At 66.9% G+C, this 23416-nt stretch carries 23 protein-coding genes; 9 read left to right on the top strand and 14 right to left on the bottom strand.

Annotated features, from left to right (window positions below):
* Positions 1–2: 2 nt before the first annotated feature.
* The 4 genes from idi to VMT40_RS34560 form a co-directional block, all read right to left on the bottom strand.
* Positions 3–569, bottom strand: coding sequence for an isopentenyl-diphosphate Delta-isomerase (gene idi, locus VMT40_RS34575; protein WP_326363694.1), 567 nt, complete (start codon positions 567–569; stop codon positions 3–5).
* On the bottom strand, positions 566–1438 hold the full coding sequence (locus VMT40_RS34570; RefSeq protein ID WP_326363692.1) for a geranyl diphosphate 2-C-methyltransferase: 873 nt from the start codon (positions 1436–1438) through the stop codon (positions 566–568). Before VMT40_RS34570 ends, idi begins: the two co-directional genes overlap by 4 nt.
* Before the next feature lie 67 nt (positions 1439–1505).
* On the bottom strand, positions 1506–3056 hold the full coding sequence (locus VMT40_RS34565; protein WP_326363690.1) for a family 2 encapsulin nanocompartment cargo protein terpene cyclase: 1551 nt from the start codon (positions 3054–3056) through the stop codon (positions 1506–1508).
* A 15-nt stretch (positions 3057–3071) separates the two neighbouring features.
* Positions 3072–4478 (bottom strand): family 2B encapsulin nanocompartment shell protein, encoded by a 1407-nt coding sequence (locus VMT40_RS34560; RefSeq protein WP_326363689.1) that lies wholly within the window; start codon positions 4476–4478, stop codon positions 3072–3074.
* 399 nt (positions 4479–4877) lie between these two features.
* Between VMT40_RS34560 and VMT40_RS34555 the strand changes: the two genes are divergently transcribed.
* Positions 4878–7823, top strand: coding sequence for an AMP-binding protein (locus VMT40_RS34555; protein ID WP_326363687.1), 2946 nt, complete (start codon positions 4878–4880; stop codon positions 7821–7823).
* Positions 7824–7893: 70 nt separating this feature from the next.
* On the opposite strand, the gene VMT40_RS34550 is transcribed toward VMT40_RS34555, so the two are convergent.
* Entirely contained in the window at positions 7894–9312 is a 1419-nt protein-coding gene (locus VMT40_RS34550) for an FAD-binding oxidoreductase (protein WP_326363685.1), read from the bottom strand.
* 171 nt (positions 9313–9483) lie between these two features.
* Here VMT40_RS34550 and VMT40_RS34545 point away from each other — a divergent pair, with 171 nt between their 5' ends.
* Positions 9484–10017 carry a GtrA family protein gene (locus VMT40_RS34545; RefSeq protein ID WP_326363683.1) on the top strand — a complete coding sequence of 178 codons (534 nt, stop codon included), beginning with the start codon at positions 9484–9486 and terminating at the stop codon, positions 10015–10017.
* A gap of 7 nt (positions 10018–10024) precedes the next feature.
* Here VMT40_RS34545 and VMT40_RS34540 read toward each other — a convergent pair whose 3' ends face one another.
* From VMT40_RS34540 to VMT40_RS34530, 3 genes are read right to left on the bottom strand one after another with little or no spacing between them, the layout of a single operon-like run.
* On the bottom strand, positions 10025–10870 hold the full coding sequence (locus VMT40_RS34540) for a DUF5753 domain-containing protein (RefSeq protein WP_326363681.1): 846 nt from the start codon (positions 10868–10870) through the stop codon (positions 10025–10027).
* Complete coding sequence (locus VMT40_RS34535; RefSeq protein WP_326363680.1) at positions 10867–11394, bottom strand: DUF6879 family protein; 528 nt, start codon at positions 11392–11394, stop codon at positions 10867–10869. Before VMT40_RS34535 ends, VMT40_RS34540 begins: the two co-directional genes overlap by 4 nt.
* The gene (locus tag VMT40_RS34530) at positions 11375–11731 is read right to left on the bottom strand and encodes a hypothetical protein (RefSeq protein ID WP_326363679.1); all 357 of its coding nucleotides are present in this window, start codon (positions 11729–11731) and stop codon (positions 11375–11377) included. Before VMT40_RS34530 ends, VMT40_RS34535 begins: the two co-directional genes overlap by 20 nt.
* Positions 11732–12026: 295 nt before the next feature.
* On the opposite strand from VMT40_RS34530, the gene VMT40_RS34525 reads away from it, so the two are divergent.
* The 3 genes from VMT40_RS34525 (at position 12027) to VMT40_RS34515 (ending at position 13626) form a co-directional block, all read left to right on the top strand.
* Positions 12027–12491 carry a hypothetical protein gene (locus VMT40_RS34525; RefSeq protein ID WP_326363677.1) on the top strand — a complete coding sequence of 155 codons (465 nt, stop codon included), beginning with the start codon at positions 12027–12029 and terminating at the stop codon, positions 12489–12491.
* A 270-nt stretch (positions 12492–12761) separates the two neighbouring features.
* Complete coding sequence (locus VMT40_RS34520) at positions 12762–13028, top strand: hypothetical protein (protein WP_326363676.1); 267 nt, start codon at positions 12762–12764, stop codon at positions 13026–13028.
* A gap of 304 nt (positions 13029–13332) precedes the next feature.
* Entirely contained in the window at positions 13333–13626 is a 294-nt protein-coding gene (locus VMT40_RS34515; RefSeq protein ID WP_326363675.1) for a hypothetical protein, read from the top strand.
* Positions 13627–13937: 311 nt separating this feature from the next.
* On the opposite strand, the gene VMT40_RS34510 is transcribed toward VMT40_RS34515, so the two are convergent.
* Positions 13938–14387: a hypothetical protein gene (locus VMT40_RS34510; protein WP_326363674.1), complete on the bottom strand. Its 450-nt coding sequence runs from the start codon at positions 14385–14387 to the stop codon at positions 13938–13940.
* Between the two features lie 422 nt (positions 14388–14809).
* On the opposite strand from VMT40_RS34510, the gene VMT40_RS34505 reads away from it, so the two are divergent.
* The gene (locus VMT40_RS34505) at positions 14810–15574 is read left to right on the top strand and encodes an aquaporin (protein WP_326363672.1); all 765 of its coding nucleotides are present in this window, start codon (positions 14810–14812) and stop codon (positions 15572–15574) included.
* Between the two features lie 49 nt (positions 15575–15623).
* Here VMT40_RS34505 and rffA read toward each other — a convergent pair whose 3' ends face one another.
* Together rffA and VMT40_RS34495 are read right to left on the bottom strand one after the other, a co-directional pair.
* Complete coding sequence (gene rffA / locus VMT40_RS34500) at positions 15624–16763, bottom strand: dTDP-4-amino-4,6-dideoxygalactose transaminase (RefSeq protein ID WP_326363671.1); 1140 nt, start codon at positions 16761–16763, stop codon at positions 15624–15626.
* Positions 16753–17790, bottom strand: a complete 1038-nt coding sequence (locus tag VMT40_RS34495) for a glycosyltransferase (RefSeq protein ID WP_326364018.1) — start codon at positions 17788–17790, stop codon at positions 16753–16755. Before VMT40_RS34495 ends, rffA begins: the two co-directional genes overlap by 11 nt.
* A 289-nt stretch (positions 17791–18079) precedes the next feature.
* On the opposite strand from VMT40_RS34495, the gene VMT40_RS34490 reads away from it, so the two are divergent.
* Genes VMT40_RS34490 through VMT40_RS34480 form a run of 3 tightly spaced genes read left to right on the top strand, consistent with a single transcriptional unit; the run spans position 18080 to position 21229 of the window.
* Positions 18080–20401 (top strand): hypothetical protein, encoded by a 2322-nt coding sequence (locus VMT40_RS34490; protein WP_326363669.1) that lies wholly within the window; start codon positions 18080–18082, stop codon positions 20399–20401.
* Positions 20398–20997, top strand: a complete 600-nt coding sequence (locus VMT40_RS34485; protein ID WP_326363668.1) for a GtrA family protein — start codon at positions 20398–20400, stop codon at positions 20995–20997. The genes VMT40_RS34490 and VMT40_RS34485 overlap by 4 nt, the downstream gene beginning before the upstream one ends.
* Before the next feature lie 10 nt (positions 20998–21007).
* Positions 21008–21229, top strand: coding sequence for a Trm112 family protein (locus tag VMT40_RS34480; RefSeq protein ID WP_326363666.1), 222 nt, complete (start codon positions 21008–21010; stop codon positions 21227–21229).
* A gap of 6 nt (positions 21230–21235) precedes the next feature.
* On the opposite strand, the gene VMT40_RS34475 is transcribed toward VMT40_RS34480, so the two are convergent.
* The 3 genes from VMT40_RS34475 to VMT40_RS34465 are packed head-to-tail and all read right to left on the bottom strand — an operon-like array spanning position 21236 to position 23387.
* Positions 21236–21856, bottom strand: coding sequence for a TetR/AcrR family transcriptional regulator (locus VMT40_RS34475; protein ID WP_326363665.1), 621 nt, complete (start codon positions 21854–21856; stop codon positions 21236–21238).
* A complete protein-coding gene (locus VMT40_RS34470) occupies positions 21853–22602 on the bottom strand; it encodes an ABC transporter permease (RefSeq protein ID WP_326364017.1) in 750 nt (249 codons plus the stop codon). Before VMT40_RS34470 ends, VMT40_RS34475 begins: the two co-directional genes overlap by 4 nt.
* Before the next feature lie 50 nt (positions 22603–22652).
* Positions 22653–23387, bottom strand: coding sequence for an ABC transporter ATP-binding protein (locus VMT40_RS34465; protein ID WP_326363663.1), 735 nt, complete (start codon positions 23385–23387; stop codon positions 22653–22655).
* Between the last annotated feature and the right edge of the window lie 29 nt (positions 23388–23416).

The following is a 23416-nucleotide window of genomic DNA, read 5'->3' as shown; positions in this document are numbered from 1 at the left end:
TCTCAGTCGCGCGCGGCGGCGACGGTGGCTAGCACTCCGCCCAGCCACGGGGTGTAGCGCGCGGGCTCGGCCGCGACCTGGTCGGCCAGGGTGTCCGGCCGGACCCAGGTGAGGTCGTCCACCTCATCCGGATTCGGTTGGGGGGTGGCGTTTTCGAGAGTTCCAATGAGGACGTGGTCGTATTCGAATTCGACGCGGCCGGTGTTCGGGTCGGTGGCCTGGTAGGTGAAGACGCCGACCTCGGTGAGATCGGCGGTGAGGCCGAGTTCCTCGTGCAGACGCTTGGCGGCGGCCTCCACGACGGCCTGGCCCGGTGCCGGATGCCCGCAGCAGGTGTTGGTCCACAGGCGCGGGAAACGGGTCTTCACGCTCGCGCGCTGCTGGAGCAGGACCTGACCGGCGGCATCGAACAGCAGCACCGAGAACGCGCGATGCAGCCGACCGGGGGCGGTGTGGGCCGCCGCCACCGACAGCGATCCCCGGGCGTGGCCCTGCTCGTCCACGAGCTCGACGAGCAGGGTTTCGCGGTCGACCGCCGAGGCGGTGGAGGTGTCGAGGGTGCCGGTCACCTACCCACCTTATCGGCGGTGATCATGAGGTACTGGAAGCTGCCCTCCTTGTAGGAGGTGAGGAACGGCTTCTCGACGCCGGTGGCGAGGTCGGAGTGGGTGCGCAGTTCCCAGTAGGGGATGGTCGCCGGGGTCAGGTCGGTGACCGCGAGGGGGACCAGGTTGTTGGCGGCGAGGGCCTTGAAGTACTCGCTGCGCGGGTGGATGTTGCAGCCGTAGTGGGCGTCGATCCAGCTCACCGAGGCCGAGCGGGCGCCGAAGACGTCATTGGAGCAGCCGGTGATGCAGACGTAGCGGCCGCCGGGCTCGAGCAGCCGTGAGAACTCCGCGAACAGCTCGAAGAGATCGACGTACATGGTGGTCTCGTTGGTCCAGATGCCGCGCTTGGAGCCGGACTCGAAACCGGTGTCGAGCATGTTCTTGAAGTGGAAGCGCACCTTGTCGGAGACGCCGCGCTCGCGGGCCTGCTCATTGGCGAAACCCACCTGGTACTCGGAGATGGTGACGCCGTCGACCTGGCAGCCGAAACGCTGATTGGCCATGAAACTGGTGCCGCCGCGGCCGGATCCGCCGTCCATGAGCTGATCGCCGGGGCGAACGTCACCGAGCTGATCGAGCAGGGCGTCGGCCTGGGCGGTCTCGAGGCGGTGCAGTTCCTTGACGATGCGGTCCTGGCGGGTCTCCTCCGGGCCCTCCAGGACACTCAGGTCCGGCTCGCCGATGCCGTAGTGGTGGTGGTAGAGCCCGTCCACCTCGCCGAGCTTGGTGTTCACCCGGTCGTCATTGGGGTTGTTGTTCCAGTACGACGCCACCGATTTCTGATACTCGGTTTTCAGGACGGCGTCGGTCCGGGGATGGAGCGCGGTCATTGCAGGTCATCCTCTCGAATGGGGGTGATATGACGCTGGTCGTGCTGCGCGCGAAGGGGATTGGAGTTCAGTCGTCCTTGTAGCGGCGACTGTCGGCGTGCCAGGCGCGATTGCCGCCCATCCAGGCCCACAGGCCGGTCAGGAAGCGGCGCAGCTCCGGGGATCCGGTGGCCGCGAGCAGACTCGCCTCGGCCTCGAAACGATGCATGAGCTCGTCGTGCACCTCGGCGGTGCGCTGGACGGCCTCGCGGCGGGAGCACTGCTCCTCGGCGGCCAGCACGGTGGGGAGGTTGAATTCCCTTCCATTGGAAAGGTCTTCGCGAGCCATGGAGTAGAGGTCGTTGACCATCTGGGCGGCCAGCGCGGCGGTGGTGGTCACCCGGCGCATGCGCGGATCGGTGTACTCCGCGGCCGAGAGCTCGTAACCGCCGACCGCGTCGATCGGGGCCATGCACGGCAGGAAGCTGTGCGGTTGCCGGTTCAGCAGGTATTCCCACACCGGCGGCATGCGTTTGGCCGCCCGCCACCCCGCCTCCGCGCCGAGCGCGATGAACCAGCCCGCGATCTCGGTCCGCAGCCGTGCCACCTGGGTGGGGGTGGCGAAGTGGGACAGATGCTCGAAGGAGGTGCGGAAGGCCCGCAGAATCGGATCGCTCTGCAGGGCCTCCTCCACCTTGACCTGGTAGCGGGCGGGCAGGTGCACCGGATCCATGGCGGCCGCGGCCAATTCCAGTCGCGGCCCCAATTCCGCCTCCGCACTGGACTTGCTGCCGTCCGGCGCGATATCGCTGGCGTCCTCCTCGCAGTAGTAGTCGTCCACCGACCACTCCGAGACCGCGCATTTCGCGGCTGCCAGCAACCGGTCGGCATCATCGCAATCCGGATGCGCGAGCATGATCAACCGGCCGAAGTCGGCCTTGCGCAGATCATCCAGCCGTCCCTCGTACAGCCCGATCTCCTCGGCCCAGGCGATGATCCCGACATTCACCGCCTCGGCGAGCACGGGATTGTCCCGCACCGGCGGTGGGCAATAGAGCGCCGGAATCGCCGAAGCCCGCGACGTGCTGGCGGGTCGGGCCGCCACCGGGGGCGCGGCCTTCCCGGCCCGGCGGTATGCGGATGTCGTCCCGATCCCGGTGGGACCGTTGGCAATCCGCCGGGCGGGTCGGCCGCCCACCGGCGGCGTTGTTGCCGCCGTGGGAGGTTCGGTGGCTGGGGTGGGGAGTCGGCCCGATCCCAGGCCGCGGGGGATGCGGCGAAGGGCTTGGGGGACGGGGGGTTTCGGGAGGGTGGGCGTCGGCACCGCGCCGCCCGCAGGCGAGGGCGGACGCGATGCCTGTCCCGCGAGCTCCGTGATCACCTGGGGGGTGGGTAGGTCGATCACGAGGCTCGGGGCCCCGAGGCCGGAGGGGCCGAGCAGCCGTCGGGGGGTGTGTGTCTCGGCGGATTCGGACGCGCCGAGACGGGGATCATCCAGGGCCGCAGGGGCTTCCGTGGTGTCGGAAGCCACGAGCAGGACGGGTGGTGCGGCCGTGTCGAGATTGGTCAGCAGGGCGGCGACGGCCGCCGCCACCTCGGAGGTGGCGGGCGGCGCCGCGGCGCGCGAGAGCACCGACATGACGGGACACCTCGCTCAGTCGGACTGACGGGCGACCAGCACATTGTCGAGAATGCCGAGCGCGTCGGGGACCAGGACGGCGGCCGAGTAGTAGCAGCTGACCAGGTAGGAGATGATCGACTGATCGTCGATGCCCTTGAACCGGACGTTCAGGCTGGGCTCGTACTCGTCCGGAATTCCGGTCTGGTGCAGGCCGATCACGCCCTGATCCTTCTCGCCGGTGCGCATGGCGAGAATCGAGGTGGTCTGGCTGTCGCTCACCGGGATCTTGCCGCACGGGAAGATCGGCACGCCGCGCCAGGCGGGCACGCGGTGGCCGTCGACCTCCACCGGGTCGGGATAGATTCCGCGCCTGGTGCATTCGCGGCCGAAGGCGGCAATCGCCTTGGGGTGGGCCAGGAACAGCTTGGTGGAGCGGCGCATGGACAGCAGCTCGTCCATGTCGTCGGGGGTGGGCGCGCCGGACTCGGAGTAGATGCGCTGCTTGAGATCACAGTTGTGGAGCAGGCCGAAGTCCGGATTGTTGACCAGGTCGGATTCGCGGCGCTCGTAGAGGGCCTCGATGGTCAGGCGCAGCTGCTGTTCGATCTGATCCATCGGATCGTTGAACAGGTCCGCGACGCGGGTGTGCACGCGCAGCACGGACTGGGCCAGGCTCAGCTCGTATTCGCGCGGCTGCGCGTCGTAGTCGACGAAGGTGCCGTCGAGCAGGGGCTCACCGGAATGGCCGGAGGAGATGACGATTTCGGCCTCGCCGTACTTGTTCTGCGGCAGCGCGGGGGCCTCCGCGACCGAGGACAGATGCTGCTGCAGGGCGGGGATCTGCTCGTTGAGCTGCTCCAGGGTGGAGCGGCTGAGCACCAGCATGGTGGTGGCCGTGACCGTCTTGACCGTCACCGGCCAGATGGCGTCCGGATCGGTGAGGGTGGCGTCGCCGAAGAAGTCGCCGTCGCCGAGGATGCCGACCTTGGTGGTCTCGCCGTATTCGCCGGTGCCGATCTTGGACAGCTTGCCGTGCACGATGAGCAGCACCTGATCCATCGGGTTGCCGAATTCGGCGACCACGGTGCCGGGCGGCAGATCCCGCTGTTCGAAGCGTCCGGCCACGGTGGCCAGGATCTCCTCGTCGTCGAAGCCGCGCAGCTGCGGCAGCTCCTGCAGTTCGAGCGGGATCACCCGGGCGCTGGGGCCGTTGATGATGAACTCCACCTCGCCATTGCCGACGGTGTGGGTCAGACGCCGGTTGACGCGGTAGATACCGCCCTTCACCTGGGTCCACGGCAGCGAGCGGGTCAGCCAGCGCGAGCTGATGCCCTGCATCTGCGGTTCGGATTTGGTGGTGTGCGCGAGCTGGTGGGCGGCGGCGGTGCTGAGGGACTTGCGGGTGCCGTTGGTGGTCTCGAGGGGCATTTCGATGGTCATGCTGCGGTCCTCACGTCGAATAGGACACCGCGAATGCGGGCGATTGATTCCACGGCGATGCAACAGGTCCGAAGGGCCTGCGGAAAATAGTCACAGCGTTTGTTGAAAAACGTATGAATTGACAAGCGCGACAGTGCGTTCCAGCGATACCGATGGTAGGCCCCCGGGCATCGCGACGTATCGAAAAGCCAAAACATGATGCCTGGAATGTTGCTGTATCCCGTAAACCCCGAACGGCCGGTTTGTTGTCGCGGCCTCCTCGATGCCGCCCGGGGTCGGGGTGCCCGCATGGTGCTGGTCACAGCGCCAGCGCAGTAGGGTGGTGCTATGGCAAGCTCATCGGGACGCGTCGGGGCGGGTGACGCTGGTCAAGGCCAGGAAAAGTCTGGGAGTGAAGCCGTGAAATTCAATACGAGGTCCGTTGTCGGTCCGATCGAGCGACTCGTCGCGACCGCGCAGAACGGGCTCGAGGTGATCCGGTTCGGGGGGCTGGTTCACGAGATCGAATCGTCGCCGTACGAGGTGGTGGAGCGGAAGCGGATGTACCGCCTGCGGCACTACTTCCCGGATGACACCGTTCCGGACCGACCGGTCGTGGTGTTGGTGCCGCCGATCATGGTCACCGCCGAGATCTGGGACGTGAATGCCGCCGACGGGGCGGTCGGCATTCTGCATCAGGGTGGAATCGATTGCTGGGTGGTCGATTTCGGCTCCCCGGCCACCGAGGAGGGCGGCTGGGACCGCGACCTCGCCGACCACGTGCTGGCGGTCTCCAGCGCCATCGACACCGTCACCGAAATCACCGGTCGCGGTGTGCATTTGATGGGCTACTCGCAGGGCGGCATGTTCGCCTATCAGACCGCGGCCTACCGCGACGGCAAGGGCGTGGAGTCCATCGTCACCTTCGGTAGCCCGGTCGATGCCGTCGCGGGCATGCCGTTCGGACTGCCGCACGGGCTGGTGTCCGATGCCGCCGACTTCCTCACCGACCATGTGCTCAACCGGCTGCCGATCACCGATTCCATGGTGCGCCTGGGCTTCCAGGCCCTCGACCCGGTGAAGACGGCGCGTGCCCGCATCGACTTCCTGCGCCAACTGCACAATCGGGAAGCCTTGCTGCCCAAGGAGCGTCAGCGCCGATTCCTGGAAGCCGATGGCTGGCTGGGGTATCCGGGGCCCGCGCTCACCGATCTGCTCCAGCAGTTCGTGAAGCACAATCGAATGATGCTGGGCGGCTTCGTCATCCGTGACCAGCTGATTTCGCTGGCGGAGATCAAGTGCCCGATCCTGGCGTTCGTCGGCGAGGTCGACGATATCGGCCAGCCCGCCGCCGTGCGCGGGATCGTGCGGGCCGCGCCCAACGCCGAGGTGTACGAGGCCAGCATTGTGGCCGGGCACTTCGGGCTGGTGTCGGGCTCGACCGCGACCCGGCAGACCTGGCCCGTGGTGCGCGACTGGGTGAACTACGTGTCCGGGCGCGGCGAACTGCCCGCGGCCGTTCAACCGATGAGCACCGAGGTGGTGCGCAGCGGGCCGCGCACCGGGATCACCCGGGCCGTGCACGCCATCGGCAGCCTCGCCGAGGCCGGGACCAGTCTCGGCAAGACCATCGAGGGCGTGGCCGGGCAGACGCTGCGCGGCACCGTCGAACTCACCGGTGAGGCCGCCCGCGCGCTGCCGCGCCTGACCCGGCTCGGCATGATTCAGCCGCACACGCGAATCTCGTTGGGGCGCTTGCTCGCCGAGCAGGCGCGGCGGGGTCCGCAGCGGGAGCTGTTCCTGTTCGACGATCGCGTGCACACCCAGCAGGCGGTGAATCAGCGCATCGACAATGTGGTGCGCGGGCTCATCTCTGTGGGTGTGCGTCCGGCCATGCGGGTCGGTGTGGTGATGGAGACCCGGCCCAGTGCGCTGGCGGCGGTCGCGGCGCTGTCGCGGATCGGCGCGGTCGCGGTGCTGCTCGCGCCCGGCACCGAGCTGTCCAAGGTGGCGGAGCTGACCGGGACGCGGCTGCTCATCACCGATCCGGAGAACCTGCGCAGCGCGTGCGCGACCGGGCATCGGGTGCTGGTGCTCGGCGGCGGCGAGGCGCGCGGGCTCGACATTCCCGCCGGGACCGACGTGGTCGATCTGGAGAAGATCGACCCGGCGGCGGTGACGCTGCCCGCCTGGTACCGGCCGAATCCGGGGCTGGCGCGCGAGCTGGCGTTCATTCTCGTCACCGGGACCGGGGACAAGTTCGAGGTCAAGCACGTCACCAATCACCGGTGGGCGCTGTCGGCGTTCGGCACCGCCTCGGCCGCCGACCTGGGTCGGCACGACACCGTGTACTGCCTTGCGCCGCTGCATCATTCGTCCGGGCTGCTGGTGAGCCTGGGCGGCGCGGTCGCGGGCGGCAGCCGGATCGCGTTGGCGCGGTCGCTGGAACCGGCGCGGTTCGCCGAGGAGGTGCATCGCTACGGCGTCACCGTGGTCACCTACACCTGGACCATGATGCGCGACATCCTCGACACCGACTCCTTCCCCAATGGGCATCCGCATCCGATTCGCCTGTTCATCGGGTCGGGCATGCCCGCGGGGCTGTGGCGGCGCACCGAGGAGCGGTTCGCGCCCGCCAAGGTGCTCGAGTTCTACGCCTCCATCGAGGGGGATGTGGTGCTGGCCAATGTCTCCGGCGCGAAGATCGGCTCCAAGGGCCGTCCCGTGCCCGGCACGGCCAAGGTCGAACTCATCGCCTACGACCCGCTGACCGATGAAATCCAGGTCGAGGACACCGGTTTCGCGCGCCGTTGCGCCGACAACGAGGTGGGCCTGCTCATCGGCACGGTCACCGACGCCGTCGACCTCTCCGCCGGTGGCCTGCGCGGCGTCTTCGCACCCGGCGACGCCTGGATGCCCACCGAAAACCTCTTCCGCCGCGACTCCGACGGCGACTACTGGCTCATGGACCGCCGCGACACCGTCATCCCGACCCCGCGCGGCCCGGTCTACACCCAGCCCATCGTCGACGTCCTCAACGACATCACCGCCGTCGACATGGAAGTCGCCTTCGCCCTCCCCGCGGGCGACCGCATCCTCGCCGTCGCGGCCGTCAGCATCCGCAAGGGCTACAGCCTGGCCCCCAAGGATGTCACCGAAGCCGTCCGAGCGTTGTCCCCGGACCAGCGCCCGGACATCGTCTACGTCGTGGACGAAATCCCCCGCAGCTCAACGTATCGCCCCTCCACCCGGGCGGTGCAGGCGGCGGGCCGCTCCGAGCCCGACGACCGCACCTGGTGGTACAACCGCACCACCGAGGCCTACGAAATCCTCACCCCCGACCTGGCCTCGCGCCTGTTCGGCTGAGCGAAATCCGAACGCGCCCCGTCCGATACGGACGGGGCGTGTTTCGTCATGGGGATCGAAGTCGTAGGGCTCAAAGGAGCTGCGGTGCGAGTATCCCGGTCGGGTCGTAGCGACGTCGAAGTGCTCGGAGCCGAGCCAGATTGCCGCCGTGGGCCGCTCGTGTCTCGGTGTCGGTTTCGGGCAGGCCGGGGCGCAGCTCGACCGCGTAGACGCCGAGGGTGTGGGCGTCCAGGGCTCGCAGGGTGTCGTGCGCCCAGCTCGCGCAGGCGGCGCCATCGCCGTCGGCATCCCAGATCGCATTGATCGGAATGCTCCATTCGGCGGTGCGGCCCCAGAACGCGGTGGCGGTGTCGTCGATATCGGACAGCGCCCCGCCGGTGTGCTGGAAGTCGATGCGGCAGGCCCGGTTCGGCGCGGCGCGGATGCGATCCGCGAGGGCGTCGGCGAGCTCCGGGTCGAGAGTCGTGCCCGAGAAGACCGCCTTGCCGAGGAACGAGCCCCGCGCGCGGCGGTGTGGATCGGGCGGCGAAAACGGTTCGGGCTCAGCGCCGCCGAGGCCGGGGATGGCGAATTCGGGTAGCTCGACCGGATACCTGCCGGTGGTCTGCGAACGGTAGAGCGGCGAGCCGTTTGCGCCTGCCACGACGGCCGAGGTCGCCGCGCGTGCTCGGCCGATCGCGTCCTCTCGGTTGCTGGCGCACACGGTGTAGAGGAACAGGACCGGTTCGTCCGGTGACATGGGTGTGTAGCCGAGGACGGCGCTCATGCTGGTGTGGCGCGGTAGTTCGGGGGCGATGCGGAAATAGGTGGCGAGTGCGTCCAGCCCGACCACCGCCCGGTCGATCCGGACCGGTTCCATGACGTGCGTGCGGAATTCGGCCGAGGTGACAACCCCGACCGCGGGTGCGCAGCCGCGCACCGCCCACCACAGATCGGCGTCCGCCCCCGTGCTTCGTTCCGACACGTGGACGACATCGCCGGACGGAAGAACGATCTCGGCTCCGGTCAGGTGATCCACGGTGAGGCCGAGCGATCTCGTCAGCGGACCGATCCCGCCACGCGTGGCCAACCCCAGACCCGCGTAACCCGTGACGCCGATGGGCACCGCGCGGCCGATGGGGGCGAGGGCGCGCATCATGCTGGCCATCGTCGCTCCACCGCCGATGACCGCCTGCTCACCCTCGGTGCAGGCGGCGCGCAGATGCCGCGAAAGATCCACCATGACAAGCCCATCCGCGACACAGGTCGAGCTCAGGCCGCCGCCACGCACCGTCACGGCCGTTTGCGTGGCGTTCGCGATCCTCAGGTCGGTCGCGACATCGTCCACGGTCCGGGGCGTGACCACACAGGCGGGCCTACGCCGGGCGGCTTCGGGGGAGAAGACCGCCGCGAGGGCGCCGCGATACCCCTCCGTGCCCGGCACGCGCACCTCTGACCCGAGGGCGGATCGCAGCCGCGCGACGACATCGTCTCTGTCGATCTCCGTCATCACGCCACGCTATTCGCCGTGCGAAAGCGGCCACAATCATGCGACCTGATATGCCGAACCACCTCGGCCTCAGCAGAATTCGTAGCTTGATCCAACCTCGGCCAGGTCGTGTCAGGCCCACGTAAGGTCGGCGTCAGAGCGGTGTCAGCGCGGGGCGCGACAGTCATTTTCGTGAACAGCACAGCACTTGCCACCACCGGACCGCGGAACGCCTACGCGGACACGATGTTCGTCGAACTCGTCGAGCAGACCAACGGTGCCGCGAGGCTGTTCCGCACGGTCGCGAGCGGTCACCTCGCCCGCGCGAGTCGATTCCTGCGCGGCGATCACGCCCTCGCACAACTGATCCGCTTCGCTCTGGTCGGCGGAGCCAGCAACATCTCGTACGTGCTGCTGTTCATGGCATTGACCACCGTCGGCCCGCTGGTCGCCAATATCGCGGGCTCGATCGTCAGCACCGCGATAGCCAACGAACTCCACCGCCGCCTAACCTTCCACGCCACCACCCGAGTCACCTGGTACACAGCCCAACTCGAATCCGGCGTCTTGGCCCTCATCGGACTCCTCGTGACCACCGCGGCCCTGGCCGCCCTCGCGTTCTGGGCCCCCGGCCTGCCCCAACTCACCCAAGCCACCGCCGTCATCGCCATCATGGCCGCCGTAGGCGCCGCCCGCTTCCTAGCCCTCCGCGGCTTCGTCTTCTAGCCGGGCATCACTGGCCTGCTGCGGATTGTCGGTGAGCCAATGCCTTCCGGATCAAGGACCGTGCGTCTTCACCGGTGACCGACTGTCCGGCAAGAACATTGAACGCCCGACCGTAGATCGCGACCTCTCGCGGCTGGGTGATGGTCAGTTCCGCGGCCGTGCCTTCAACCATCACCATGCGGTTGTCGAACATGACGAAACTCGTTGACACGATGAGCGCTTCGGCTGTGGCCGGGATGATGCCCACCGTGATGCGCGGCATGCCGATGATCGACGCGAGCCGGTCGAGCTGCCCCCTCATTACGTCATCGTTCCCGACCGTCGTGTAGAGCGCTTGCTCGGTGATCAGGAAGTGGAATCGGTGGTCACGTTGATACAGGATGCGTTGCCGCTCCATTCGTTTCGACACGCCTGCGTCCAAGTCGTCGGGGACGCGGTAGAACTCGATATGCCGCCTGAAGATGCCTTCGGCGTACTCGGCGGTTTGGAGTAGTCCGGGAACAACCTGGGTGGTGTAGACGCGAAGGTTCGCTGCTTCTGCTTCGAGCTTCACGGACTTCTGTTGCCGACGCTGCACACCGGTAGCGAGGACCCGCCGCCATTCCAGGTAGGCCGTGTCGATGTTGTGGAGGGTAGCCAGGAGGTCCGCGAGTTGATCGGTCGCGTCTGCGTGCTCGCAGTAGGCGCGTATGTCGGTGTCGGACGGTTTGATCCTCCCGTATTCGAGCTTCGAGACCTTCGACTCGTGCCAGCCAGCCAGAGCCGCGAGTTGTCGGCCGGACAAGCCAGCGCGACGGCGAAGCTCCCGCAGACGTGCCCCGAGAGCTTCCCGTGCTTCATCGACTCCTGTCATTTCTTGGCGTATTCGGCGTACGGCGTCGCCAACTCCCAAAGCCGCTGCTTCACACTCCGGCAGTACTCGACTATCCGGGGATCGGTGGTCACGGCCATGCCTGCCGACGCCTGAGAACCGTTCTCGTCAACAAGGTTGAACACCACCCGTTCATCATCGAACAGCCACCAGTCGTCCGGCGGCACCTCCCCGGCAAGGTGGCGTGGCAGGTAGCGGATGTCTTCGCCTGCTTCGACGTTGCCCCCGGTGACCGACAACAGCCACCGCTGATAGTCGGAGTGCGGAACGGTCACGACTCGCACGCGGCTGATCTCGACACCGCGCGCAGTCGTCTCCTGAACGAGCGCGACCCAAGAGCTCTTGTAATCGTCGATCAGGTCCGGTTCACCTTCGAGGAAGCGGCGGAGCCGTTCGGACTCTTGCGGCACACCGTAGGAGTCCCTGACCTCCAGGTGGAAGGCTTGCTTCTGGCATCCGTGGAAGAGGTCCAACCAGACTGACCAGTCATTCGGTAGGTGCAGCACCGTAGTACGTCCTCCTGAGCATCGGCACCTCAACAGCGGTCTCGTTGACGGCCAGGTCGAGCTGGGCGAGCACTTCAGGGTCGGTGATCGGTTCGCCTGTGAGGGTGAATGTGCCCCGACCGGTGTCGGTCATCGTGGAACCGACGAACGTATTCGGCTCAACGAATCCGAGTAGCAGGTGTGGGATTTCGACTACTTCGGGTCGGCCGGTCTTCCAGCCTTGCGCGAGGTACCCCCGTTCGCCGTTGTCGAACTCGGTTGCGTACAGGCTTGGGCATCCGGTGACTTCGGAGCCTCCTTTGCCGAGGAAGGTCAGGCCAGTGATCTTGCCGCGCATGATTCTTGCCCCCTGACTTACCGTGTGCACGGTCTTTCCGAGCACCCCTACATTGTCCTCCGCCTCGCCCTATTCGGCTCTGTATAAACGATTTCCAGCAAGATTGTGCAAACTCATGGCCCGTTCCCTAGGTCGATCCCTAGCGTCGGTTCTGCAAGTTCAGGGCTGGAGTCCGGTCCTGAACCTGCTTCACCAACGGCGACAAGGGGCGGACCGTGAACGACGACCCTCGATCGGAAGAGAAACGGAGGAGTCCGGGCCGCGCTCGCGACTCTTCTCCTTCCCTGGTGGGTGCTTGGAACTCCAATCGCACGGAGACGAATCCGACGACCACTGCGGGTTCTACCTGGAAATTCACGGACACATCGCACTCGACGGACACGACGATCAAGGGGCGGTAATGCGGTACAAGCCAACGGCTCTGGAATACCTGCGAACCGATGTATCCGGGATCGGCCAGCAATGGGACGAGTCCGAGATACGAAGGCTCGCACAGCGTTACGGCTACGACTTCGCCGACATGGTGACCTACGACCCCAACTCCGGCCGCCCGCCACTCGCGCGTTTGAAGGCGCAGGCAACGCGGTTAGACGCGGAAGCCGTGTTCGTACCATCCCTGGAGCACTTCGAAGACGGCGAGTCCCCGGCCTCGCTAGTGCAAAAGCTGGATATCGTCACCGTCCACCCCGAAGAGACCTACGCCCGGCGACCCATGCCCCCACTGCGGAACATCCCACCGGTCAAAGCCGATGGTGCTTAACCCGTCTCGCGTCAAGATCTTGGCCGGACCCGAGAGTCTGAGCGGGTTGAAGCTGGAGGGTGGACAGACCTCGCCATCAGTCTGGCAATAGCTGACAATAGTGAGCTGTAATGCCGACGAGCGGACGTCTCCCGACCCCTCTCAGCTCCTGATCCTAGATCGCGTTCAAGACCAGCTGCCATGAATTATTTTGCGGCTCAACCAATGTGAACTTCTGCGAGGGGAGAACATAGGCATGTTCCAAATGTCCAGCGAGTGAGTGGAGTTGTCATGGCAGACGAAGCAGGAACCCCGAGCGCGAAGGGATCAGCACCCGTGAACAGCCCTGCCGTCACAGTGGGCAAATTGTCGTTGACGTACTCGGAGGACGGCGTCCCGACGCTGAATGCCAGCGGCGGGAACGCGATACCCGGCGAGATCATGGTAGTGGACGAGACGGGACAGCCCGTCGCCGTCTACACGGCGGGGGCCGCCACGAAGGCCAGGCGCTTCCAGGTTGGCGGCGATGAGTACTTCATTAGCCCCATTGCCCCATAGGCCAATCAGGTTGCCGGATGCCTGACTGACGTGAACGTCTGGCCGCCAGCAAAGGTCTTTGATTACCGGCGGCCAACATGCGGTCATGGCGCTGATCGCTCGGTTCGGGACACCCGCGGCCCCGCCCGGCAGACGCACTGACATGCCGACGAGCGGACGACTACCGATCCCGTCTTGGACCCCTGATCCCAGATCGCGATCAAGACCAGCTGTCCTGAATTATTTTGCGGCTCAACCGATGTGGACTCCCGTGAGGTGAGAACATGGGCATGTTCCAAATGTTCAGCGAGTGAGTGGAGTTGCCATGAGTGATGAAGCAGTGGCGCCGAACGCGAAGGGCCCAGCGCCCGTCAACGCGCCAGCTACCGAGGTAGGAACGCTGTTGTTGACGTACTCGGAAGATGGCGTACCAACGCTGACCGTCAGTGGAGGAAACGCCATTCCGTCTGGCCTTACAGTCGTCGACGCCACCGGGAAGTCTGTGGCGCAATATGTGGCAGGTCCTCTGTCTACCGAGCAAGCACCGACAGAAACCAGGTTCTACAACGCAGGTACTGAAGGTGCCTATATGACTGGTGGCTACGTCTATCAGAAGTAACACCCAGTCAGGCCGGGGTCGCTACCTGAGACAGGTTCTCTGGGGCAAGAGCAAAACGAGACGCTCGGCTGGGTTGCTTCAGCCGAGCGTCCTGTGGGTGGCTGTTGAAACCTCGCCTGGCGAACAGCCCGATCTTGAATCCTGCTCAGTCCGTTGACGCCTGGCAATGCACGGTAATGCCGCGACCAGAGCTTTCGGCACCAGCCGCTGGCGCGGGTGGGCGGGTAGGGGGTAGCGGCCGGACGGGGGATGAGTCGGGTTGGTCGCCAGGGTCATTGGGTGTTATCCGATCGGTTCCATGATCGCTGGCGTTATGCGCGTGATTGGCGAGACCAACTGGTTACGGTCTGACGGGCCGTGACCGAGGCGGGATTGCAGAGTTGGTGTTCTACGAATCGGTGGTCTTCCAGTGCCGCCGCGAGCACCTGTTGCGATGACCGCCCCGTCATCCCGTCGCCGACAATCAGCATGGCGACTCTTTCGCCGATGTCGGCGAGTTCCCTGCCCAGTGCGGCGCATTCCTCAGGTGTGGCGTCGAACGAAACCGATTGGTAGACGAACCGGTTGACGAATAGGCCTTGCGGACCGTGAGCGGTGGCCAGCCATAGCCCGATCGACAGCGACATCGGCAGCGCTTCCCCCTCGCCCATGCACCAGGCAATGTCCCAGGTCCAGTCGAAGCCGTACCGCCGCAGGCTGCCAAAGGCATTGTCCGACGCGTACCTCCGCGTCCGATCGTCTCCGCCGACGATCACCAGCACGTCGGGCACAGTCGGATCGGGCTCAGAACCCACCCATTCCCGAGCGTCCCTCCACCCCTCCATCTGAGCGCCCGTCACGAACTTGGGTATCCCCAGCCGCCGGATCGCCTCCACGCAGGCCAGCCGTAACTCGCTCAATTCGTCTGTCGGGCCTGCGAGTTCGGGTATCAGACCCGGCGGATGCGGACAAGCGGCAGCTGAAATCACCGACAACGTTCCCCCTCGAGATCAAATCCCCGTCCAGTGTGCCATGACGCCGCGATCCAGCCCGGCTGACAGTTCCCATGGGTCCGTTCATTGAACCGGGTGGGTCGTTGGGGCGTGGTGAGGGTGGGCCGACGTTGCGATGGATGGCGTCGGTTGTCGAAAACCTTATACAACATCGGAATTCGATGCTGCTTACCTCGAAGGGGTGGGTGGTTATGGCTATTGCTGCTGGTGGCGTGGTTGCGGAAGATGTTGGGCGGGGTGGGGTTTCATTGGGGCGGCAGGTGGTGGCGGAGGGGGTGGGGACCTTCCTGCTGGTGTTCGGTGGGGTGGGGACGGCGGTGTTGGCCGGATCGAGGGTGGGGGCGCTCGGGGTTTCGTTGGCGTTCGGGTTCACGCTGTTGTGCCTGGCCTACACGTTGGGGCGGGTGTCGGGGTGTCATATCAATCCCGCTGTGACACTGGGGCATTTGCTCTTGGGGCGGATTCGGCCGGTTGCGGCGGCGCTGTATGTGGTGGCGCAGGCGGTGGGGGCGCTCGTCGGCGGGCTGTTGGTCTTCGCTGTCGCGAAGGGGTTGCCGGATTACCACCGGGACACCGATGGGCTGGCGGCCAATGGGTGGGGCGAGTACGGGCCCCATGCGGCGGGGAAGGACGGCTACGGGCTGGGGTCGGTCATCGTGGTCGAAGTCGTGATGACCGCGCTGCTGGTGCTGGTCGTGCTGGCGGTGACCGACAAGGTGGCGGACACCGCGCTGGCGGGCGTGGCCATCGGTCTGACGCTGGCGCTGACGAATTTCGTTGCGATTCCGGTGGATAACGCGTCGATCAATCCGGCGCGCAGTCTGGCCTCGGCACCTTTCCAGGAAGACGCCTGGGGGCAGTTGTGGGCGTTCATCGTGTTCCCGCTCATCGGCGGGGCGATCGGCGCGCTCGCCTACGCCGGAATCTTCGGCGGGAAGCGTAACGGTCGGGCCTGAGAACGCAAGGTGAAAGTCCGGCCGTAAACCGGACTTTCACGTCGCCGCATCAGACGGTGAAGCTGGTGACCCCGTCGACGACGCGGGTCAACTGCTCCTCGGTGAGCCCCGGCCACAGCGGCAGCCGCACCAGGGTCGAGGAGAATTCCGCGCTACGCACGCACGGGAACGGCGTGCGGCCGAGCTTCAGACCGGCGGGGGAGGAGTCCAGCGGGATGTAGTGGAACGGTGCCACGATGCCCAGCCCGGACAGATGCCGGATCAGGTCGTCGCGGCGGTGCTCGGTGGGAACGCGCAGGTAGTACAGGTGCGCGGTGTGGTCGCGGTCCGACGGCACGGACATGAGCCGAACATCGTTGCGCGCGGCCCAATCCGGCAGCGCGGCCGCGTAGTGATTCCACACCCGATGCCGGTTGGCCTGAATGGTCTCGAACTCCGCCAGCTGCGCATCCAGCACCGCGGCGTTCAATTCGCTGGGCAGATAGGAGGATCCAATGTCCTGCCACGAGTACTTGTCCACCGCGCCACGCAGGAACCGGGCCCGGTCGGTGCCCTTCTCGCGAATGATTTCCGCCCGCGCCATGAGGATTTCGTCGGTGAGCAGCACCGCGCCGCCCTCACCGCAGTGCACGTTCTTGGTGTCGTGGAACGACAGCGCGCCGACGGTCCCGATGGTGCCGAGCGGACGGCCCCGGTAGTAGCCGCCGAGTCCGTGCGCATTGTCCTCGATAATCGCGAAGCCGTGCGAATCCGCCAGCCGCTGCAGGCCTTCCATGTCGGCGGCCACACCGCCGTAGTGGATCACCATGACGGCCTTGGTGCGCGGTGTGATGACCCGCGCCACCGACTCCGGATCCAGATTGCCGGTCTCGGAATCGATATCGGCGAACACGACGGTCGCCCCGCGCAGGGCCATGGCCGTCGCGCTGGAGGTGAACGCGAAACTCGGCACGATGACCTCGTCCTCGGGCCCGAGTTCCAGCAGCAGCCCGGCCATTTCGAGCGCGTGCGTGCACGAGGTGGTCAGCAGCGCGTACGGCGCGGCCGTGATCTCGCGCAGCTTCGCCGTCGCCGACGCGGTGAACGGTCCGTCGCCGTGCGAGTGGTCCGAGGACAGCACCGCCTCGATATTCGGCAGCTCACGCGCGGCGCGGAAGGGGCGGCTGAAGATGATGCGGTCACTGCTCACGCGCGGAGATCCCCCTGGCTGCCGGTTCGAATTCGGTGTCGTCGTAACGGTTGTCGCCGCGCGGCTGCTGCGGTCGCGGCGTCGGAGTGTCAACGGTCAGATACAGCGGCTTGCCGACCAGCACATGCAGTGCCACGCCGAGGTATTCGGCGATCAGGCCGAGGGAGAACAGCACCGCGCCCGAGCACAGCAGCAGCACCGTCATGAGCGAGGCCCAGCCCTCGGGGTCGGTGCCGCTGTCGGTCAGGGCGTGGTACACCACCCACCCCGCCATGCCGAGCCCGCCCAGTGCCAGCGTCACACCTAATAGGCTCACCAGGCGCAGGCCGCGAGTTCCGCTGCACAGCACCATCTTCCAGAACAGCGAGAACAGTCGCCGGTAGTTGTAGCCGGATTCCTCGCGGCCCTCGGCGCGCAACTGCACCGGCACCTGGGCCACCTCGCCCACCACCCAGGTGAGCGCCACGTCCAGGTACACGCCGTTGGAGGCGACCTGCGCCAGTTGCCGCGCGATATCGCCGCGAATCAGCCGGTAGCTCTCGAACCGGGTCGAGTCGGGGAAGGCGAACAGCGTCGCCAGCACCAGCTTGGCCCCGCGCGAGGTGATATTGCGCAGGAACCCGTGCGGGCGGGTATTGACCGGCTTGGAATAGACCAGATCGGCGCGCTGCGCGAGGGCCGCGTCCAGGAAGTCGGCGATGAAGGCCGGGTCGTGCTGCCCGTCCTCATCCATGGTGACCGTCCAGTCCCCGCGCGCGGCGGCCATGCCCGCGATGGTGGCGGCGTCCTGCCCGTAGTTGCGGCTCAACCACACCACGCGGACCTGCGGGTAGGTCTCGGCGAGTTCCTGCAACACCACATCCGACCGGTCGGGACCGTGATCGTGCACGAGCACGATCTCCTCGACCCGGAAGGCGGCGCCGCCGGTGGTGTTCACCGGCTCGCCCAGTTTGTCCAGCTCACTGACCAGCGAGGCGATCGTCTCCTCGCCGCGGTACACGGGCACCACGACGGAGACGGCGTGCACCCGCGCGGACCGCTCGGGGCCGGAGGTCACGCTCGGGTCGCTCGCGTAGGTGCGTGCGGACGGAATCGGCATCAGCTGAATGTACTTTCGATGACGGTGTGTGCCGGAACTCGGTGCCCAAAAACAGCGCCTGAGCCGCGCTGAACTCTAACACGCTGGTGGTTCGGGCATTCGACGCGACAATCGAAGCCGCTGGTCGCTCGCGAATCACCCGACCGGGCCGACGGCCCGCGTAAGTGCCATCGACACCGCCGCCCTGTAGGGTCTGGAACTCGTGGTGGAGAGCTCAATGTCCAAGGTGGTCGGGGCCACCGAATCCGGGCCGGACGCGAAGAAGGAGCGAGGCCCGCGCGGCCTGAGCGCCGATCGACGCGAGGTCTACCGCTGGGGATTGGTCACCGCGATCGGGGTGACCCTCGGCTACCTGGCCGTCATTGCGGCCAACCCCCGCCACTTCTTCACCGACGACACCGAATCCCAGTACACCGGCCTGTGGGTGTTCTTCGGCCGCGCCTTCCGCGACGGCCACTTCCCGTTCCTGATTCCCGAGCAGTGGATGACGGGCAATTACACCAATGAGGAAGCGGGACTGTTCAACCCGCCGCAGCTGCTGATCGATCTGATCGCGCCCTCGGTGCCCAATCTCGCGGTGTACGCGACCATCGTGAAGCTGATCTACGCGATCATCACCGGGCTCGGCGTGTACCGGGTGTGCCTGGTGTACGGCGCGCGCCCGCAGTGGGCCGCGGTCGCCGGTGTGGCCATGCCGTTCACCGGATTCTTCCTGTTCTTCGACGAGGCCAGCTGGTTCACGGCCATGGCCGGGACCGCGTGGATGATTCACGCCTGGGCGTCCTCGGAGCGCTACCTGCGCGGGCAGAGCGGGCCGATCCCGGTCTTCGTGTACCTCTACCTGGCGATCTCGGTGCAGTACGTGTTCCCGGCCGTCGAGGCCGTGCTCATGCTGCTCGCGGTGGCCGTCGGATATCTGGTGTGCCAGGGCGGCGCGTTGCGGACGCGGCCGCGCGAGTCCTTCGCTCCGCTGCTGCGCCTGATCGCCGCCGCGGTGTCGGCGGGCCTGGCGGGTCTGCTCACCTTCCTGCCGTCGATGCTGTCGGCGCAGGTGACCGCGCGGGGCAACTCGCAGATCAATAACGACCAGTTCCTGACGGTGCCGTGGTCGGAATCGCTGAACCCCAGCCTGCCCACCACCCTGCCCGCCTTCACCTCCTGGTGGGGCTACATCCAGCCGCTGCCCATGACCTACATCGCCTGGTTCCTGATCCCGGCGCTGGCGTTCGTGGATTGGAAAGCCGCGCAACGGCACTGGAAGCAGTTCGTCGCCATCGCCCTGTTCGCGCTGATGGCCCTGATGTGGACCGCCGGACCGGGGACCGTCGGCCCGCTGCGCTGGCCCGCCCGCGTGCTGCCCATGCTGGCGCTGGGGCTGCTGGTGCTGGTGTGCGTGCTGCTGGGCCGCTTCGGCACCCTGCGTGACCGCCGCAAGCGCGTCATCGCGGCGCTGGTGCTGGTGTTGGCGCTGTGGGTGCGGACCTTCTCCGCCGACCCGCACGACGTGCTCTGGCATCTGGGTTCCGCGGCGGTCGTGATCGCGGTCGGGCTGGGTGTGGTGTGGCTGGGTCGCACCCGCGGCGTCTCGGCGGCCACCGCGCTGGTGATCGCGGCCATGGTGCCCATCGCCTGGTTCCAGGTGTGGTGGGTGCAGCCCACCCCGATGTCGTGGAACCTGCCCGCCAACCGCAGCGAGGCCATGGCCGTGTTCCCGAAGTTCGAGGGCGGCACGACTCTTCAGCTCGCCAACCGCGGACTGCTGCAGCCCGCCGACAAGAGCCTGGACGGCGCGTACGGGTCGCTGGTGTGGGGCAACTACGCCAAACACCTGGAACGCGATGGCTACGTCAACGGGTACACGCCCAACGGCTACTTCTACTTCATGCAGATGCTGTGCATGGAATGGGATTCCAGTGTGTGCCCCGACTCCTACCGGAGATTGTTCGCACCCGAACCCACCACCGGGCGCACGCTGGCGGATCTGATGCTCATCGACCGAGTCGTGTTGCAGAAGGCCATGTTCCCGGACGCGGGCAACCAACCCGCGCCCGAGGGTTGGCATTTCGTGGACGTCCCGGGTCATGAGAAGTACATCTGGGTGCTCGAACGCGACGGCGGCCCCATCTCGACCGCCAACGGCCGCATCGCCGACGCCCACGATGCCACCGCCACCTCTATCGAGGAGACCGACACCACCAGCAAGGTGCGGGTTTCCTCGCAGACCGGCGGGCGGCTCACCTTCGCGCGCCTGGCCTGGCCCGGCTACCGCGTCACCCTCGACGGCAAGACCATCCCGTTCCACACCGTGTCGAAAGTCTTCGTGGCCGTGGACATTCCGGCCGGGACCGACAATGCCGAGCTGGAGCTGAGCTGGCGACCGCCGGGCTGGAAGATCGGAATCGGCAGTGCCGCGGCCGGACTCGTCGGGCTCGGCGTGCTCGAGTGGCTCTACCTGCGCACGCGCCGCCGCGGCCGGGGCGCACCGGCCGTCGAGCAGATCGACGATCCGGATCGCGGACTGGTGGGCTCGGCCAAATGACGGACGCACACCGCTCGCTGACCGAGGACCCGGCGATGGAATCCGGGGACGCGGCCGTGGGTTCCGAGGGTGTGGCCATGGAATCCGAGGGTGCGGGACAGCGCCCCGAGCCCGTCTCGGGCCTGCCCGCGCCGGGGCACCCCGAAACCGCCCCGGCCGGACCGCTCTTGCGGCTGGTGCGTCGCCAAGAGGTCGCCTTCGCGCTGGTCGGCGGGTTCAACACGCTGATGGGGATGGCGCTGACCATCTTCTGGCTCACCGTCCTGGGCGGCGTGGTGAACAAGGATGTGGCCGCGGCGCTGTCGGTGGCGCTGGCGTACGCGGTCGGCATGGTGATCGCGTTCGTCCTGCACCGCACGCTGGTGTTCCGGGTCCGCGGCCACGTGCTGCGCGACTTCATCGCCTTCGTCGGCGTGAACGCGGTCGGCATGGTCTTGAACATGGTGCTGCTACAACTCGCGGTCTCCCTGCTGCACGCCCCCGACAAGCCCGCCGCGGTCGTCGTCATGGGTCTGGTCGCGGTGGCGAGCTTCTTCGGCCACCGCCACATCAGCTTCCGCCGCACCGATTCCGCGCCCACCGACGCCGACCGGTAGGTTGTCGGTCATGTCGGAGGAAACCCTGGACGCCACCCTGCTGAGCCTGCTCGCCTGCCCCCAGGACAAGGGCCCCCTGCACCTCGTACACACCGCCACCGGCGACCCCCTCCTCTACAACCCCCGCCTCCACCGCGCCTACCCCGTAGACAACGGCATCCCCGTCCTCCTCATCGACGAGGCCCGCGACGTCTCCGACGAAGACCACACCTTCTACCTCACCCAGGCCTGACGACGCTCACTCCAATGGCGTGAGCCCGTCGAGCTCGCCGGTGAAGTAGCGCTGGAGGGTGGGGCCGACGGTGGTGGCCAGTTCGTCGACCGGCATGGAGGCTATGGGTTCCAGGTGGAGGATTTTTCGGGTGAGGAATAGGCCAGCTAGTTGGGAGGCGGCGAGGGAGGCGCGTTTGGCGCCGGTGCCCGGGGGCGAATCTACGCGGGGCTGAATTTCTTTCAGGACGATTTCCAGGAGGAAGGTGCGGGCCAGGGAGGGGTCGTCGCCTAGGAGGAGGCCGCGGAAGGCGGCTACCACGGGGACGCCCATGGGGGAGTCCCAGATGGAGACGACTGTCCGAATGATGGTTTCGCCCAGGTCCTCGATCGGGACGGTGCGGAAGCGCGAGAGGATGTCGTTGGGGTCGATGGGGAGTTTCAGAGCGGCGGCGAACAATTCGTGTTTGGTGCCGAAATAGTGGTGCACCAGGGCGGGATCCACGCCTGCGGCCGAGGCGATGGAGCGGATCGACGCCTTGAGGAAGCCGACCGCGGCGAACCGCGTGCGGGCGGCGTCCAGGATGGCCTCCTTGGTGCCGGAGTTGCCGGGACGCCGTCCGCTGCGGGTGCCGTTGGAGTCGGTCATGCGGTGCGGCGGCGTAGGGTGGCCGCGCCCAAACCCAGTGCGACGGCGGCGAAGACGGCGACGATGAGGACATCGCGCCACATTTGACCGGTGGCGCCGGTGTGGGTCGAGACCTGTTGCAGGGCGTCGACGGCGTAGCTCAGCGGCAGCACATTGCTGATCGCCTCGAGCCAGCCGGGCAGCTGGCCGCGCGGAACCAGCAGGCCGCACAGGAAGAATTGCGGCAGCACGATCACGGGCATGAACTGTACGGCCTGAAACTCGGTGCGCGCGAACGCGCTCGCCAGCAGGCCCAGGGCCACGCCGAGCACGGCATCGACCACCGCGATCAGCACGACCAGACCCGGACTGCCCGCGGCATTCAGCCCGAGCAGCCAGAAGGCGACCAGGCACGCGACGCCCGCCTGCACCGCGGCCGCGATCGAGAACGCGGTGCCGTACCCGGCGAGCAGATCCAGCTTGGACAGCGGCGTGGTCATCAGCCGTTCGAGGGTGCCCGAAACCCGTTCGCGCTGCATGGCGATCGCGGTGATGAGGAACATGACCACGAACGGCAGAATGCCGAGCATGGTGATGCCGATCCGGTCGAACAGCCGCGGCGCGTGCGGCATGGTCGGATAGTTCTTGTACACGAAATACAGCAGCGTCATGAGCAGTGCGGGCACCAACACGATCATGGCGACCGTGCGGCGGTCGGCCCGCAACTGCTTGAGAATCCGCACGGTGGTGGCGGTGTAGCAGGCCAGCGGACGCGGCCCGGCCGGGCGTGCCTGGTCCTGCGCCGAAAAGGTCGCGGTCACAGTTCTTCTCCCATCCGGATGAGCTTGAGGAAGGCGTTCTCCAGGCTGGATTCGCCGGTGTCGGACCGCAATTCGGCGGGGGAGAGCTGGGCGAGCAGACGACCCTCGCGCATGAGCAGCAGCCGATCGCAGTGTTCGGCCTCATCCATGACGTGGCTCGAAACCAGCAGTGTCCGGCCCTGTTTCGCGAGCGCGTGGAACTGCTCCCACAGGTCCGCGCGCAGCACCGGGTCGAGTCCGACCGTCGGCTCGTCGAGCACCAGCAGCTCCGGATCGGCCACCAGCGCGCACGCCAGCGACACCCGGGTGCGCTGGCCGCCCGACAGCTCACTGCCCCGATGCTCGATATGGCTGGTGAGACCCACCGCCGCCAAAGCGGTTTCGACGCCGTCGGGCGAAGCCCCGTACAGCGCACCGAAATACGCGACATTGTCGGCGACGGTCAGATCGTCGTAGATGCTCGGAGCCTGCGTCACATACCCGACCCGCCGCCGCAACCCCCGGGACCCGGCCGTCTCACCGAGCACGGTGACCGTGCCGGATTCGATGATCTGCGTGCCCACGATGCTGCGCATGAGCGTGGTCTTGCCGCACCCCGACGGCCCGAGCACCCCGGTGATGCTGCCCCGGGGCACGGTCAGCGTGATGTCCTGCAGAACCTGATGGCCACCGCGCCGCACCTCGAGGTGCTCGATGGCGATGGCGTCGGATGTTGTCGCTGGTGCCGTCACGGTCACCCTCAATTCATCGAGTGTTGAAT

It is taken from the genome of Nocardia sp. CDC160, assembly GCF_035818795.1.
Taxonomy (GTDB): domain Bacteria; phylum Actinomycetota; class Actinomycetes; order Mycobacteriales; family Mycobacteriaceae; genus Nocardia.
Note: the sequence above shows the minus strand (reverse complement) of the source record. Positions and strands in the feature narration are given on the sequence as shown.